The sequence below is a fragment of the Pseudomonas sp. H1_G08 genome, assembly GCF_054681355.1.
In genome coordinates this window covers 1,788,049-1,802,798 of record NZ_CP162822.1, presented here as the reverse complement: position 1 = coordinate 1,802,798, position 14,750 = coordinate 1,788,049, and the positions used below count along the sequence as shown (strand labels likewise).

The 14,750-nt window shown below is 59.7% G+C and carries 12 protein-coding genes and 2 pseudogenes; 12 read left to right on the top strand and 2 right to left on the bottom strand.

What is annotated here, in order from left to right; translation table 11 throughout:
• The first annotated feature begins 79 nt into the window (after nucleotides 1-79).
• A complete protein-coding gene (locus AB4N85_RS08275; RefSeq protein ID WP_041480968.1) occupies nucleotides 80-457 on the top strand; it encodes a fe2+ zn2+ uptake regulation protein in 378 nt (125 codons plus the stop codon).
• A 9-nt stretch (nucleotides 458-466) separates the two neighbouring features.
• Here the strand turns inward: AB4N85_RS08275 and AB4N85_RS08270 are convergent, their stop codons facing one another.
• Nucleotides 467-655 (bottom strand): hypothetical protein, encoded by a 189-nt coding sequence (locus tag AB4N85_RS08270; RefSeq protein WP_041480969.1) that lies wholly within the window; start codon nucleotides 653-655, stop codon nucleotides 467-469.
• A gap of 358 nt (nucleotides 656-1,013) precedes the next feature.
• Between AB4N85_RS08270 and AB4N85_RS08265 the strand changes: the two genes are divergently transcribed.
• From AB4N85_RS08265 to AB4N85_RS08245, 5 genes are read left to right on the top strand one after another with little or no spacing between them, the layout of a single operon-like run.
• Nucleotides 1,014-2,261: an MFS transporter gene (locus tag AB4N85_RS08265; RefSeq protein WP_460067678.1), complete on the top strand. Its 1,248-nt coding sequence runs from the start codon at nucleotides 1,014-1,016 to the stop codon at nucleotides 2,259-2,261.
• A 9-nt stretch (nucleotides 2,262-2,270) separates the two neighbouring features.
• Nucleotides 2,271-3,401 (top strand): LuxE/PaaK family acyltransferase, encoded by a 1,131-nt coding sequence (locus tag AB4N85_RS08260; RefSeq protein WP_252869496.1) that lies wholly within the window; start codon nucleotides 2,271-2,273, stop codon nucleotides 3,399-3,401.
• Between the two features lies 1 nt (nucleotide 3,402).
• On the top strand, nucleotides 3,403-5,805 hold the full coding sequence (locus AB4N85_RS08255) for an aldehyde dehydrogenase family protein (RefSeq protein WP_252869495.1): 2,403 nt from the start codon (nucleotides 3,403-3,405) through the stop codon (nucleotides 5,803-5,805).
• 43 nt (nucleotides 5,806-5,848) lie between these two features.
• Nucleotides 5,849-7,159 (top strand): phenylacetate--CoA ligase family protein, encoded by a 1,311-nt coding sequence (locus AB4N85_RS08250; RefSeq protein ID WP_252869494.1) that lies wholly within the window; start codon nucleotides 5,849-5,851, stop codon nucleotides 7,157-7,159.
• Nucleotides 7,128-8,063 carry a GNAT family N-acetyltransferase gene (locus AB4N85_RS08245; protein ID WP_150635377.1) on the top strand — a complete coding sequence of 312 codons (936 nt, stop codon included), beginning with the start codon at nucleotides 7,128-7,130 and terminating at the stop codon, nucleotides 8,061-8,063. Before AB4N85_RS08250 ends, AB4N85_RS08245 begins: the two co-directional genes overlap by 32 nt.
• Nucleotides 8,064-8,109: 46 nt before the next feature.
• Here AB4N85_RS08245 and AB4N85_RS08240 read toward each other — a convergent pair whose 3' ends face one another.
• Nucleotides 8,110-8,637: a hypothetical protein gene (locus AB4N85_RS08240; protein ID WP_024012886.1), complete on the bottom strand. Its 528-nt coding sequence runs from the start codon at nucleotides 8,635-8,637 to the stop codon at nucleotides 8,110-8,112.
• A gap of 354 nt (nucleotides 8,638-8,991) precedes the next feature.
• On the opposite strand from AB4N85_RS08240, the pseudogene AB4N85_RS08235 reads away from it, so the two are divergent.
• The 6 genes and pseudogenes from AB4N85_RS08235 to AB4N85_RS08210 form a co-directional block, all read left to right on the top strand.
• Nucleotides 8,992-10,122: pseudogene (locus AB4N85_RS08235) on the top strand (HAMP domain-containing protein); the annotation flags it as partial.
• Nucleotides 10,123-10,455: 333 nt separating this feature from the next.
• Nucleotides 10,456-10,983 (top strand): annotated as a pseudogene (locus AB4N85_RS08230) (methyl-accepting chemotaxis protein); the annotation flags it as partial.
• Between the two features lie 240 nt (nucleotides 10,984-11,223).
• Entirely contained in the window at nucleotides 11,224-11,670 is a 447-nt protein-coding gene (locus tag AB4N85_RS08225; protein ID WP_236168868.1) for a DUF411 domain-containing protein, read from the top strand.
• Entirely contained in the window at nucleotides 11,670-12,104 is a 435-nt protein-coding gene (locus tag AB4N85_RS08220) for a YqaA family protein (protein ID WP_150635380.1), read from the top strand. The genes AB4N85_RS08225 and AB4N85_RS08220 overlap by 1 nt, the downstream gene beginning before the upstream one ends.
• Nucleotides 12,105-12,190: 86 nt before the next feature.
• Nucleotides 12,191-13,237, top strand: coding sequence for an alpha/beta fold hydrolase (locus AB4N85_RS08215; RefSeq protein ID WP_095179961.1), 1,047 nt, complete (start codon nucleotides 12,191-12,193; stop codon nucleotides 13,235-13,237).
• A 12-nt stretch (nucleotides 13,238-13,249) separates the two neighbouring features.
• The gene (locus AB4N85_RS08210; protein ID WP_460067673.1) at nucleotides 13,250-14,203 is read left to right on the top strand and encodes a D-2-hydroxyacid dehydrogenase family protein; all 954 of its coding nucleotides are present in this window, start codon (nucleotides 13,250-13,252) and stop codon (nucleotides 14,201-14,203) included.
• Nucleotides 14,204-14,750 lie beyond the last annotated feature (547 nt).

Below are 14,750 nucleotides of genomic sequence, written 5' to 3'. Positions count from 1 at the left end.
TGATTTGTCGCGCTGAAACGTCTTGTTTAGAGACCGCAACAAAACCTTTCCCGATCTGGCTCTGAAAAGGAGTAATCGCATGTACAACTCGCAACTACCAACGGACGGTAGCCAGACGCCACAGGGCGTTTCCATGAGTTCGCACTCTGGCAATTTCACCCAGCGCGGCGAGCGCCCGGGCAACGAGCGTATTCGCGTGCTACTGAAGAGTTTCGGCCTGCGCACCAGCCTGATTCGCCTGAAAGTCATCGACGCGCTGCTCGTGGCGGCACAGAGCAATCGTCGCCTGGGCGTACGTGGCGTACATAGCCAGTTGCTCGATCTGGACGTGCCGCTGTCGTTTCTCAGCGTGCGAGAAGTGCTTAAACGCTTGTGCGCCGAAGGCGTGATCACCTTCAACGCCGACAAGAGTTACAGCCTGCACCCGCAGGCTGCAGCGGTCCTCAACCACGAATGAGGCTCGCCTTCAGGGCTTGACCTTGCGGCGCATCACGCCGTTGATGATGACCACCACGACCGCTACGCCGATTGCCACGTACTGGAAAGTCTTCTCGGTGATCATGCCGGCATTCTGCAGCCAGGACAGGCCCAGCATGATCGCCAGTACCGACAGAGCGATCAGAATCGAATAAATCAAGCGTTGCTTCTGGGTCATTGCGGTTTCCTGAAACATTGAAATGTAGCCGGTTGCGCGCCGAGCGTTTCCCGGATGAGGGGGATGCGCCGGGGCAAACGGGTGCTCATGTTACCGCCCCTGAGGTTTTTTGGCTGCATGGGCACCCAACCCTGAGACATGCCCGCCCTCCCTGATCCAGCGCAAACAATGCCCGCACTGACGCGGGCATCGTTGTTTGCGCCGCAATGGCAGCCAGGTAAACAGGTTTCACGCCGCGCCAATCCTTTAAACATGCCGTAAGTTTTTGAAATCTGCTGACGCAGCAAACGGCTAGGTCGGCTGCGCGCCTGCGCCTAGGCTCTGCGAACTTCCTACCACTCATAAAACAGGGATGTTCATGCAGAGAACACTTATCAATATCGGCCCCAGACAGGTTGCGGGTTTATGTCTGGCGCTGACCGCTTTCGAACTGCTCACTTACATGGCCAGCGATGTGATCATGCCAGCGATGCTGGATGTCACCACCGACCTCGACGCGGACGTACGGCATGTTCCCCATGCCTTCAACCTGTTTCTGTTGGGTGGCGTGTGCCTGCAATGGTTACTCGGCCCGTTGTCCGATCAATACGGCCGACGACCACTGTTGTTATCGGGCAGCGCGCTGTTCGGATTGTCGTGCGCGGCAGCTTTTTTCACCGACAGTATTGGAGCGTTCAACCTGTTGCGGCTGTTGCAAGGCATGGGTCTGGGGTTTGTCGTCGCAGTCAGCTATCCGGCGCTACAGGAGGTGTTCTGTGAAGCGGACGCCGTCAGGCTGATGGCGTTGCTCGGCAATGTTGCGTTGTTATCGCCGCTGCTCGGGCCGCTACTGGGGATCCTGTTGCTGGAATGGCTGAGCTGGCGGGAAATCTTTCTGCTGCTGGGATTCACGGCAGCGCTGGTCTGGCTCGGTCTGTTGCTGTGGATGCCGGAAACCGTAGGCGTCGAGCGCCGCGATGGTCATCGAACACCCCGTGTGCCCTTCTCCTGGCGTTGCACTTCACGGCGCTATGGCGCGTTGTTAGGCAACCCGCGTTTTCTCTGCGCCAGTCTGGCGCTGGGCCTGATGAGTCTGCCCCTGATCACATGGATAGGCCTGGCACCGTTGCTGCTGGTGCGGGTGCTGGAACTGCCGCCGCTGGAATATGGCCTGTGGCAGATTCCGGTTTTCTCAGCGGTGATTGCCGGCAATCTGATTCTCGACCGCTTGCTGCAGACTCATTCGCTGACGCAATTGATTCAACTGGCGCTCTGGCCGTTCTGTCTGGGCCTTCTGTTTCTGGCCGCGTGCGCATTGTTCGGCGCGGGGCTTGGTCCGGTGGTGGCGAGTCTGTCGCTGTACGCCGTCGGGCTGGGCATGAGCAACGCCGCGGTGTATCGCCTGGCGCTGTTTGCCAGCGACGACAGCAAAGGTCTGGTGTCGGCGCTGACCGGCATGATTTCGATCGCCGTCATGGGCCTTGGCGGTTCGCTGATTGCGGCCATCGGTGGCGGCGGCCGTCTTGAATACTTCGCTCTCTGGGCCGCATTCGGCGGGCTAATGTGCCTGCCCATGGTTTACCGGCTCCTGCAAACCACCACAGCTGATGTGGCCTCGCCTCAGTAAGGAACACTGATGACTCACCTACCCTATGCCGACGCGCTGTGCGCGTTGAAGCACCCCTATTGCGCGGATTCAGCCGCGCCCGGTCTGTTTGATCGGGCGATGAAGGAAATCAGCCGCTTTCACTGCGATCACACCCCGGGTTACGCCCATTGGCTCAACGCCCATGGGCTGGCACCGCAAGACCTCGACAGTCTTGATGACTGGTCACGTCTGCCGCCGATCTTTGCCAGTTTCTTCAAGCAACACCTGCTGCTCAGCAGCACCGGCGCAGACGCCCTCGAACTGACTTCGTCGGGCACCAGCGGGCAGAAAAGCCGGATGCGTTACGACGAACGCAGCCTGGCGCGGGCGCAGTTCATGGTTGCGCAGATCTTTCGCCATTACGGTTGGGACACTCCGGATACGCCGTGCAATTACCTGCTGCTGAGCTACGAACCCGAGGGTCACATTACGCTCGGCACTTCGTTTACCGACCAGTTTCTCTGTCGGTTCGCCCCGGTCAATCGCTTGGTTTACGCCTTGCGCAACACCGGTAGCGGCCATCAGTTCGACGTATTCGGTGTCATCGCCGCATTGCAGTCATTCGCTGAAGAGGGTTTGCCGGTACGGATTTTCGGCTTCCCGGCGTTTCTCTGGCAGACCCTGCAACGCATGCAGGCTACCGCTGTACAGGATGTGCAATTGCCCGCCGGTTCGCTGGCCTTTTTTGGCGGCGGCTGGAAAACCCTGGCTGCGCAGGAAATTCCTAAACAACAGTTTTATGCCCATATCCATCGGCAATTGGGCATCGAAACCGCCCGCTGCCGCGACGGTTACGGCGCTGTCGAGCATGCGGTGCCTTATATCGAATGCGCCCGTCACCGCTTTCATGTGCCGGTGTATTCGCGGGTGCTGATTCGCGATGCGGCGGATTTTTCTCTGCTGCCCTATGGCCAACAAGGCCTGCTCGGCTTCGTCTCGCCTTACATCTCATCCAGCCCGGCCCACGCCGTGGTCATGAGCGACCTTGCCACGCTGCACCCGGGCGCAAGTTGCGGCTGTGGATTGACCAGCGACTGGTTCGAACTGCACGGCCGCGCCGGCACCACAGCGGGCAGAAGCTGCGCAATGGCCGCCGCCGAATTATTGGGAAGTCACTGAAATGTTTTTGATCGATGGACAACTGCACGACATTTACAGCCTCGACCAAGCGCTGCAAGACCTGCAATACAAGTTGCCCCAGCGTTTGGCGACGTCGCTAGACAGCAGCACGGTCATCAAGGCGATCACTGTTTTTGCCCAGCTGCTGCGTGACTCGCGCACGGATCTGCCCCTCGACAGCGAACAACGGCAGGCCTTGATCGATTTCTGCCAACCTGAAGCCTTGACGACCAAACGCCAGCGCGAACTCGGCGTCGCTGCCGACTCCCTGCGCCGTATCGATTATCGCCTGCCACGCTTCGAAGCCTGGCGCCCGCTCGGGCTGGTGGTGCACATCACCCCGGCCAACGCGCCGCTGCTGGCCTTTTGCGCGGTGGTGGAAAGTCTGCTCGCCGGCAACGTCAACTGGTTGCGCCCCAGCCGCAGCGATCAAGGCCTGACGGCGCGACTGTTGCGCGCGTTGGTGAACTGCGATGCGAGCGGACAACTGGCCGGTCACGTGGCGGTGGTTCCAGCGAGCACCGAGCAGATCGGCCGATTATGCAAATCTGCCAATGGTGTCGCGGCGTGGGGTGGCGAAGCGGCCTTGCAAGCCATTCGGCAACAGCTGGTGCCGGGTTGTCGCTGGATCGACTGGGGGCATCGCATCAGCTTCGTCTATCTCACTCCTGCATCGGCTACGCCAGAGGCGCTGGATGCCGTCGCCGACGAAGTTTGCCGACTGGATCAGCAGGCCTGCTCCAGCCCGCAATGGCTGTTGGTGGACAGCGACGACACGCAAGTCTTGCGCGATATCGGTGAACGCCTGGCGCAGGCCCTGCAACGACGCGCCACACAGTGGCCGGCACTGGTGCCGACACGCCAGGAAGCTGCGCAAATTACCACGCACACGCAGATGGCCCGCCTCGGCCAGAGTTTCGCCGGTCACACCGGGCAAGTGTGGAACGGCCCAGGCTGGCGGGTGATCTGGACCCATGATCGGCAACTCGCTCCTTCACCGCTGTTTCGCAGCGTATTGCTGCACCCGCTGCCGCAGGCACTATTGACGGCCACCCTGCTGCCGTGGCGCAACGTCCTGCAAAGCTGTGCGCTGGTATGCGCACAACCGCAAATTGTCGAGCTTACCCATGCGTTGATCGCTGCCGGAGTCACGCGGATCGCACCGATCGGCAACATTCACGACGGGTACGAGGGCGAACCCCATGATGGCGTCTATGCGCTGCAACGTTTGAGTCGACGGGTATCGGTGAGTCTTGCAGCCACGCAACTGCCGAATCAGGCCAGTCTCGATCCAGCACCATCAGCGGCGACGCCGTGCGCTGCGATCATGGACAAAGAAGCCTTCGTTGCCCAGCCCATCAACGATCAGGCGCAGTTGTATTTCCGCTCTGGAGGCAGCAGCGGCACCCCTGCTCTGGCCGGCTACAGCTATCGCGACTTTGATCGGCAGATGCGCGCGACCGCTGATGGCCTGTTCGCCGCCGGTCTGGATCCAGCACAAGACCGAGTCATGAACCTGTTCTTCTGTGGCGGGCTGTACGGCGGCTTTCTCAGCTTCAGCAAAGCGCTGGAACTGCTTGAGGTGACGCACCTGCCCATGGCCGCGCCTACCGATGACGACTACCGGGAGATTGCCCAACTGATCATCGATCAACGGGTCAACGTGCTGGTCGGTATGCCCGGTACCCTGCATCGTCTGTTCCTCAATGAACAGGAGCGTCTGCGTGCTTATGCCGGAGTCGAAAAGGTCTTTCTCGGTGGCGAGCACCTGAGCGATCAGAACCGTGAATTGCTGCGCAGTTGTGGCGTCTCGACCATTCGCTCGGCGATTTACGGCAGCGTCGACGCCGGTCCGCTTGGGCATGCCTGCGAGGATTCGGCGGATGGGGTTTTCCATCTGATGAGCGAAATCCAGCAGTTGGAGATTGTCGCGTTCGATGAGGATGTGCCGGTGATCGACGATCAGGTGGGCCGGCTGCTGGTCACCTCGCTCGCCCGCGAGGGTGGTCAGCGCGTGCAGCGTTATGAGATTGGCGACAGCGGACGCTGGCTCCCGGGCGTCTGCGCCTGCGGGCTGAAGTCGCCCCGCTTTGAACTGTTGCAACGCCACGGCAAGTTGTTGCGTATCGGCACCGACTTCATTTCCCTGAGCGAATTGGCGTCACGGCTGCAAGTGCCGTTTCAGTTGCATCTGGACCACAGCGCCGAGGGCGTCGAGCGCATGCAACTGCATTGCGAACTTACAGCCGCCACCGTTGAAACACGTCTCGCCGATTACCTGACCCTGACGACCATCATCGACAGCGGATTGCTGGTGCTGCAGATCGAGCAATGCTCGCCCGAACACTTCGCTCGAAACAAACACAGCGGCAAGACGCCGCTGGTCATTGACTCCCGCCGCTGACGCTTGCCGTGAGCTGGCTCATTCGAATCAAGAAGAACACACCGTGAAAACAACCGACTCGATTAGCGAATTAACGGGTTTCGCCCGTGAGCATTCGCCCTACTACAAGAACAGTCTCGCCAACATCCCCGAGGCGATAAGTTCACTGTGCGAATTGCCACTGCTTGATCCGGCAGACTTCTGGAAAGACAGCGCGGATCTGATGCAATGGCCGGTTCTGACGGCCCCCATTGCCCACGCCTTGGTGTTCAAGACCGGTGGATCAACCGGCGGTGGCAGGCTGTCCGTGTATGCCCGCACGGAATGGCAGCGCACGGTGGAAGATTTCGGCCGCAGCCTGAGTGAACAATTCAGCTCCGGCGACCGTGTCGCCAACCTGTTTTTCGCTGGCGACCTCTACGCCAGTTTTCTGTTTATTCATGACTCACTCGCCCATGTTCAAACAGCTGTCAGCGAGTTTCCGTTTACCGGTGAGGTCGATCCGCCGAAGTTGGCCGATGCCATCGAACAGCATCGAATCAATGTACTGGCTGGCGTGCCCGCGCAATTACTGACTTTCGCCAGTTGGCTCAAACAACGCGGACTGACGTTGCCACTGGTTGATAGCGTGCTTTACGGCGGGGAGAGCCTGTTTGCCTCACAGCGCCAGCTCCTTGAGCAAGTGCTGCCCAACGCGCGCATTGCCTCGATCGGCTACGCCAGCGTCGACGGCGGATTCATTGGCGCCAGTCATCCTGACTGCGTCGAAGGAGAACATCGCACACCCGACGGCCACGTCCTGTTGGAGATTATCGATCAGCACAGCGGCGCAACGATCGAGGCCTGCGATCAAACCGGTCTGCTCGTATTGACCAATCTGCATCGCCGCTTGATGCCGCTGATCCGCTATCCCGTCGGAGATCTAGCGTGCTGGCGCGAACCGCCGGGCACTGCACGACGCAAATTCGCCCTGAGAGGACGCAGCGGCAATAGCCAGCGGGTGCGGGTCGGCATTCTGTCGCTGATGACCGATGAAATCAGCGAAAGCGTACGGAGCATTACTGGCAGCGACGATTGGCAATTGCTGATCGAACAAGCCAACAGCGCAGATGTGTTGACGTTGAAATACGCAGTCATCGAACGATCGGCGCTCATCGACGAGAAACTTGAGGCCCGCTTGATCGAACTGTACCCGCCGATCGCGCAACTGCGGGCTGAGCGGTTATTGGAGCTGCGCATCCAGAGTTGCCGGTTCGAGGATTTGGCGCGCCATCCTCGCGCAGGGAAAAGCCTGCGGATCGTCGACTTGCGCTGCTATGGCCCGGACGAGAGGGAGGTGCGTGATGGAGTCGTTGATTCTGCGCAATTACCGTGACACCGACGCCAAGGCCGTCAGCCAGCTGTTTCGCGAGGTCTACGGTGATCATTACGTGCAAACCGACGTTTACATGCCCTGCCTGATCAATCAGAACCACGCCGACAAACGCTGGCATTCACTGGTTGCAGTGGAGGGTGAGCGGGTTCTTGGCCATGCCACTTTGTATCGGCAGAGCGAAAGCTCGCACGATGCCGAACTGGCCTTGAGCGTCGTACATCCCGATACCCGTGGAAAGAACATTGCCACGCGGCTGGGCGGACAACTGCTGACTCATGCGCAGGCGTTGGGTTGTCGCAGCGTCTCGATCAAACAGGTCACCCATCACCCTTACACCCAACGCATGGCTATCAACCTCGGTTTTCACAACACTGGATTGTTGCCGGACTATGTCCGCTCACCCTTTGGTTGTAAAAAACCCGAGTCGATCGTGTTGGGTATACGTGCTATCGATGGCTATCAACGGCCATTGCCAGAACAGGCATGGCCAGCCAGTTGCCGCCCCTTGATGGAGCGTCTGAGCGCTGTGTTCGGCGTCGGAGCTGATGCAGGACGCTGGCGCGGAGCTTCGGTTCAGGTCCAGCAGCACGGCAGCCGCCATGAAATGTGGCTGGAAAAACTCAATCCGGAACTGCTCGACCAGTTGCGATCACTGCCCGGGCATTGGCTGGTTTCGATTCGTCTACAGCTTTCGCGACAGTTTGCCTTGGATCTGCACAGTCTGAAGGCCATCGGTTTTGCTTTCACCGGCCTGGCGCCTGCACAGGACAATCGAGGGGGATGGCTGGCGTTGTTTCATCGGGGCTACCGCACGCGCCGGCTGACATTGCATTGTCCTTACATGCAGCAGTTGCATGACCAGGCACAACGTCACATTACTGGGCGAGCCGCGCCTGCGGTGTAAACAAGCATGAGCCCGCACACGGATGAGCGGGCATCATCAGCAGACGTTACGCCTTTGCCTTCAGGCCTTTGTCGGACGGAACTGCCGCATTGCCTTCGCCATAGGTCTTGAGATTCTGCAGGACGTAAATGGCTTTCTTGAATTCGGGGATCAGGCTCTTGCCGTAGTAATTGCCATTGAGACTGTTGGTCTGGATGGCATCGAGCTGAGTGGCGAAATATTCCAGCGCGTTGAACTTCGCCTCCGGGTCTTTCTGCACGCCGAAGCGGTCGAATTTGTCGCCGGCATTGAGCAAAGTGATCGAGGTGATCTCGGAAATCAGGCCGCGCCCGCGCAGGAATTCGCTGAGGTTGCCCAACTGCTTGACGGAAACGTTGGCCGGGTCGAAGCCCTTGATCTGCTTGCGCAAACCCTGCTTATCCATCTCCGCCACATTCAGCGCATTCGGATCGTTGCCGACCAGCGTCAGCATCTGCTGCACTTTGACGCTCTGCGAAACCTGCTTTTTCGCGCCGGTATCACGGACCATAACGCCCGCCTTGCTTTCCCAGGCGCCGGTATAACCGATCGTCATGCGAGGATTCCTTGTGCGATGAGCATGAAATGTCCTTGTTCCAACCAATTGAATGGGCGCGAGTATCGGCCGATGCGCCTGATCGCACCAAGTCTTTTGTGCGCTTTTTTACAAATCTCGTACATTCGCGACACAAGCCTGCATCCCGTAAACATTGGTTCAGAGCCGTCATCCTGATGTAACAAACGTGGCGATTCGGGGATTTGTACCCATCCCGATACCAACCGGTCATCGCCCAGCGTTGTTTCGGCGCGCGAGCACCTAAAGCTTCGGCCCGCAACGACGATACGCTGTGATACCCGCCCTGTTTTTATTCCTGCCCTCCAACAAAAATGCCGCTCGAGGATCAGTTCCATGCCCGCACTGCGCACTATTCAGGCTCGCTACACGCTGTTTCTGATTCTGTTCATCCTGCTGTTGTCCGTGCTGACCGTGGTCGGCATCAGCCAACTGGTGGCACCGACCCTGCGCGATACCGAAGAGAAGGTCGTGCTCAACCGCATCGCCGAAGTCGCCGTGCAGATCCAGGGCGAACTGAACAAGGTACAGGCGCAGCAACGCAGCATCACCCAGACCATCCCGCTGCTCGACAGCGCCGCCATCGACGTGGTGCTGCCAGGGCTGGTGGATCAGTATGGCGAACTGAAAGTCTTTGGCGGCGGTATCTGGCCGTTGCCGGGCCAGCGCGAAGCCGGGCGTAACAAATTCAGCACTTTCTGGCACCGTGACGCCTCTGGCCAACTCAAGGTCAACACGTTCTGGAACAGCGATGCGGCGCCAAACTATTACGACCAGAGCTGGCACAAGGGCGGCATGGCCACTCCGCGCGGCCAGTGCGCGTGGGCCGCTGCCTATAAAGACGACGCCAGTGCCGAGCCGCGCACCAACTGCGCCATGGCGATCTACAAGAACGGCAGCGCCTGGGGTGTTTCGACCATCGACGTGACCCTGGGCTTCTTCAACGACCTGGTGGCGCGCAAGGAAAAAGACCTCAACGCCGAAATGCTCATCGTCGAGGCGGACGGCAAGATCATCAGCAACAGCTCGCGCATCAGCGGCCCGATCGTGCTGAAGAACATCAGCGAACTGGCAGCCAGCTCGACCTTCGTCAATCAGATCAAGACCGGCCTGCAGAATCGCGATACAGCACAACGCGTCGAGTTCGATAACAACGGTGAAGACGCCACATTCTTCATGCGCCCTATCGAGGGCACACCGTGGTTCCTCGCCACCGCCCTGCCGACCAAGATGCTCACTGCCCAGCGCGACGACGTGCTCCATAGCCTCAGCCTGATCCAGATTCCGCTGGTGATCCTGCTGGTGCTGTTGCAGGTTTACGCGATTCGCAAACTGGTGCTGCGCATGAAAGCGCTGAAGGCCAACATTGATTCGCTGTCCAGCGGTGACGCCGACCTGACCCGCCGAATCACCATTCGCGCCGAAGACGAACTGGGCGCCATCGGTCACTCGGTCAACACCTTCATCGCCTATCTGCAGAACATGATCGGCGAAGTCACCCAGGCCACCGGCGCCATGGCTTCCAGCCTCGACAACCTGCAGCGCACCTCGGCACATACCGGCCAGATTCTGCTGCGTCACGCTTCGGAAACCGATCAGACCGTCACCGCCATCAACGAAATGAGCTCGACTGCTGAAAGCGTCGCGCAAAACGCCGCTGAAACCGCTGCATTCACCCAGCGTGCCAATGAGAACGCAGACCGCTCGCGCGTCGTGGTGGGTGAAGCGACCAACAGCGTGGTCGCGCTGATCGACGAAGTGGCCAGCGCTACACACAAAGTTGAAAACATGCAGCAGGACGCCCAGCGCATCACCGAAATCCTCGGCGTCATCGGCGCGATTGCCGGGCAGACCAACCTGCTCGCCCTCAACGCCGCGATTGAAGCGGCCCGGGCCGGTGAACAGGGTCGCGGCTTTGCGGTGGTGGCGGATGAAGTCCGCGCCCTCGCCGCCCGCACTCAGGCCAGCACCTCGGAAATCAACGAAATGTTGACCCGTCTGACCCAAGGCGTGAGTTCGTCGGTCAGCGCCATGGAAAACACCCAGGCCAGTTGCCAGTCCGCTGCTGACGCCACCGCCCGAGTCAACTCGGGGCTGGACGAAATGGCCGGTTCGGTCAGCCACATCAACAGCCTCAGCACCCAGATCGCCACCGCCGCCGAACAGCAAAGCGCAGTGACCGAAGAGATCAACCGCAGCATGGTGCAGATTCGCCACATGGTCGATGAACTGGTGCAGAGCGGCCAGGCCAGCGAGCTGAATACCCGCCAGTTGCTCGAAGCCAATAGCCGCGTGAGCGCGATCATGGGGCGGTTCAAGGTCAGTTAAGCCAACCGCGACCACGGGGATTTTGGCCTTTACGCCAATCCCCTGTGGCAGCGAGCCTGCTCGCGAAAGCGATTTTTCAGTCACTGTATCTGCGGCTGGTCAACCGCATTCGCGTGCAGGCTCGCTCCCACATTGGTTCGGCTGTCTTGTAGCAACTGGAAACACTCAGTTGATGCCGGGATGGAAAAACCGGTCAAAATGCGTTCTTGCTGACCTTCACCGAGTCGAGAGCCCATTCCCATGCGAAGCCAACTGCGTCTGCTCGCCCTGAGCGCCCTGTTCACCTCCTCCCTGGCGCAAGCCGCCGAACTGATCCCGATCGAAGTGCACCGCGATGCCAATTGCGGCTGCTGCAAAAAGTGGATCAGCCATCTCGAAGCCAATGGCTTCAAAGTCGAAGACCACGTCGAAAGCGACATGAGCAGCTTTAAACAGCAGCACGGCGTACCACCGCGTCTGGCGTCCTGCCACACGGCGATCATCAATGGCAAATTCGTTGAAGGTCATGTGCCGGCCGATCAGGTGCTTGCGTTGAGCAAGCGCGACGATCTGCTGGGTGTGGCTGCACCGGGCATGCCAATGGGCTCGCCGGGCATGGAAATGGACGGCATGAGCGATGCGTACCAAGTGATCGGCCTGAAGAAGGACGGCGCTGACGTGGTAGTGGCGGACTACCCGGCCCGTTGATGGGTGCGGCTTACTTCGGCCTGTTCTTTGCTGCGTTTGGTGCGGCGACGTTGTTGCCATTGCAATCCGAGGCGCTGCTGGTCGGCCTGATCGTCAGCGAGCGTTACTGGCTGTGGGGTTTGCTCGCGGTAGCGACGCTGGGCAACGTACTCGGCTCGCTGGTCAACTGGTGGCTGGGCCGTGGCATCGAGCGCTTTCAGGATCGACGCTGGTTTCCGGTCAGCCCTGGGCATATGGCCAAGGCACGCAAGCACTATGAGCGCTATGGGCATTGGTCGCTGCTGCTCAGTTGGCTGCCGGTGATCGGCGATCCGCTGACCTTGATAGCAGGCGTCATGCGCGAACCGCTCGGGCGCTTTCTGTTGATCGTGACGCTGGCCAAAGGCGCGCGCTATGGCGTGCTGGCCTTGCTGACACTTGGCTGGCTAGTTTGAACCAACCCTCAGTGTGATTGCCTTTGTTTAACGTCGGCGTAATCCCGACCTTCCAGAGTCGGCCAATTTTCAAGGAGTTTGTGCTTATGTCCGTCACGCTTTCCCGCTGGCTGCCCGGCCTCGTCCTCAGCGCTGCCCTGCCATTAATGGCGCACGCGGCCACTGAAACCGCCCCCGCCGAAGGGCCTGCCTATGGCCCGGAGTTGCAAGGTTTCCAATACCCCTACACGCTTAAACATTTCGCCTTCGAATCCCAAGGCCAGAAGCTGCAAATGGGCTACATGGACGTCGCCGCCAATGGCAAGGCCAACGGCCGCACCGTGGTGCTGATGCACGGCAAGAATTTCTGCGCAGCGACCTGGGACAGTTCGATCAAAGCCCTGAGCGACGCCGGCTACCGCGTGATTGCGCCGGATCAGATCGGTTTCTGTACATCCAGCAAACCTGAGCATTATCAGTACAGCTTCCAGCAACTGGCCACCAACACCCAGCAATTGCTCAAGGCTTTGGGCATTCAGAAAGCCACTGTGCTCGGCCACTCCACCGGCGGCATGCTCGCCACCCGTTATGCGCTGCTGTTCCCTGAGCAGGTTGATCAACTGGCGATGGTCAACCCGATCGGTCTGGAAGACTGGAAAGCCCTCGGCGTTCCGTATCGCACCGTCGATCAGTGGTATCAGCGTGAATTGAAGGTCACGGCCAAGGGCATTCGCGATTATGAGCGCACCACCTATTACGACGGCCGCTGGAAGCCGGAATTCGATCGTTGGGTCGACATGCTCGCCGGCCTGAGCAACGGTCCGGGCAAGACCCAGGTCGCGTGGAACTCGGCGCTGATCTACGACATGATCTTCACCCAGCCGGTGTACTACGAGTTCAAGGATCTGAAGATGCCGACCCTGTTGCTGATCGGCACCTCCGACACCACCGCCATCGGCAAGGACCTCGCGCCGCCGGAAGTGAAAGCCAAAATCGGTCATTACGAGGTGCTTGGCAAGCAGGTCGCCAAGCTGATTCCGCAGTCAACGCTGATTGAATTCCCGGGCATGGGTCATGCGCCGCAAATGGAAGAACCGGAGAAATTCCATCAGGCGCTGCTTGGCTGGCTGGGCAAGACTCCTTCCGCTCCTTGATGAGGCAAGCCGATGACGGTGCAGATTGCAGTGATCGATGACTGGCAAGACGTGGCCCGCGACGTGGTCGACTGGTCCGTGCTGGAGAGCATCGGTGAAGTGACCTTTGTGCATGATTACCCGGCCGACAACGCCACACTGGCCGAGCGCCTTGGCAAGTACGAGGTGATCTGCGTCATGCGCGAACGCACGCGCTTCGACGCCGATTTGCTCGGGCGCTTGCCCAATCTGAAGTTGCTGGCCACCGGCGGCATGCGCAATGCCGCGCTGGACATACCGGCCGCAGCAGCTCTGGGCATCAAGGTCTGCGGCACCGATAGCTACAAACACGCCGCGCCGGAACTCACCTGGGCGCTGATCATGGCGGCCACCCGTGATCTGGTGAAGGAAGCCAATGCGCTGCGGGCCGGCCAGTGGCAGCAGGGCCTCGGCGGCGATCTGCATGGCAAGACCCTGGGAATCCTGGGTTTGGGCAGCATCGGCCAGCGCGTCGCGCAATTCGGTCAGGTGTTCGGCATGCGGGTGATCGCCTGGAGCGAAAACCTCACCGCCGAACGCGCTGAACAGGCCGGCGTGACGTACGTCAGCAAGCAACAACTGTTCGAGCAGGCCGACGTACTGTCGGTGCATCTGGTGCTCAGTGAACGCAGTCGCGGTCTGGTTGATGCCCAGGCGCTGGACTGGATGAAACCGACCGCATTGCTGGTCAACACCGCACGCGGACCGATCGTCGATGAAACCGCGTTGATCAAGGCGCTACAGAAACGGCGCATTGCCGGAGCAGCGCTGGACGTATTCGAGCAAGAGCCGTTGCCGGCCCTGCACCCGTTTCGCACGCTGGACAATGTCCTCGCCACGCCGCATGTGGGGTATGTCAGTCGGCAGAATTACGAGCAGTTCTTCCGGCAGATGATCGAGGATATTCAGGGTTGGGCAGCTGGGGAGCCGGTGCGTCTGTTGAACTGAGTCCATCACTTTAAAGTTGAGTTGCTTCAACCGCCCTCTTCGCGAGCAGGCTCGCTCCCACAGGTTGTACGCGGTCCAATGTGGGAGCGAGCCTGCTCGCGAAGAGGTCATCTCAGATACCACTCTGCAATACGCTCGCACCACAACGGTGCAACTCGCCCATCCCCTAGCACAAAACCGTGACTGCCCAGTCACTGTTTTGGCCCACTCCGACCGAAAAACATGCCCTTCGTCGGAGCGTTTTCCCTCCTGAACCCTCGCTTACATCCCGACACAACCGATTGTCGAACAATTTACCCATTTGCCCCGACCCGCTCTAGGATCTGGCCTAGACTGATTTTTCAGTGGCCAAACCACTCGGTCATACCGACGAAAAAAAGTCGAAACTTTTGCTTCACGCCACAGGTCATCAGAACAACTGGGCGAAAGCGACTGGTGTAATCCTTGCAACGGCCTCACCACCCATTCTGCTTGCGCGTGTTGGGTCAGCATTTGCTCACCGATGCGTGGCGCCTTTGCGCCCGGCCACAGGACTTGGCCACGAAAC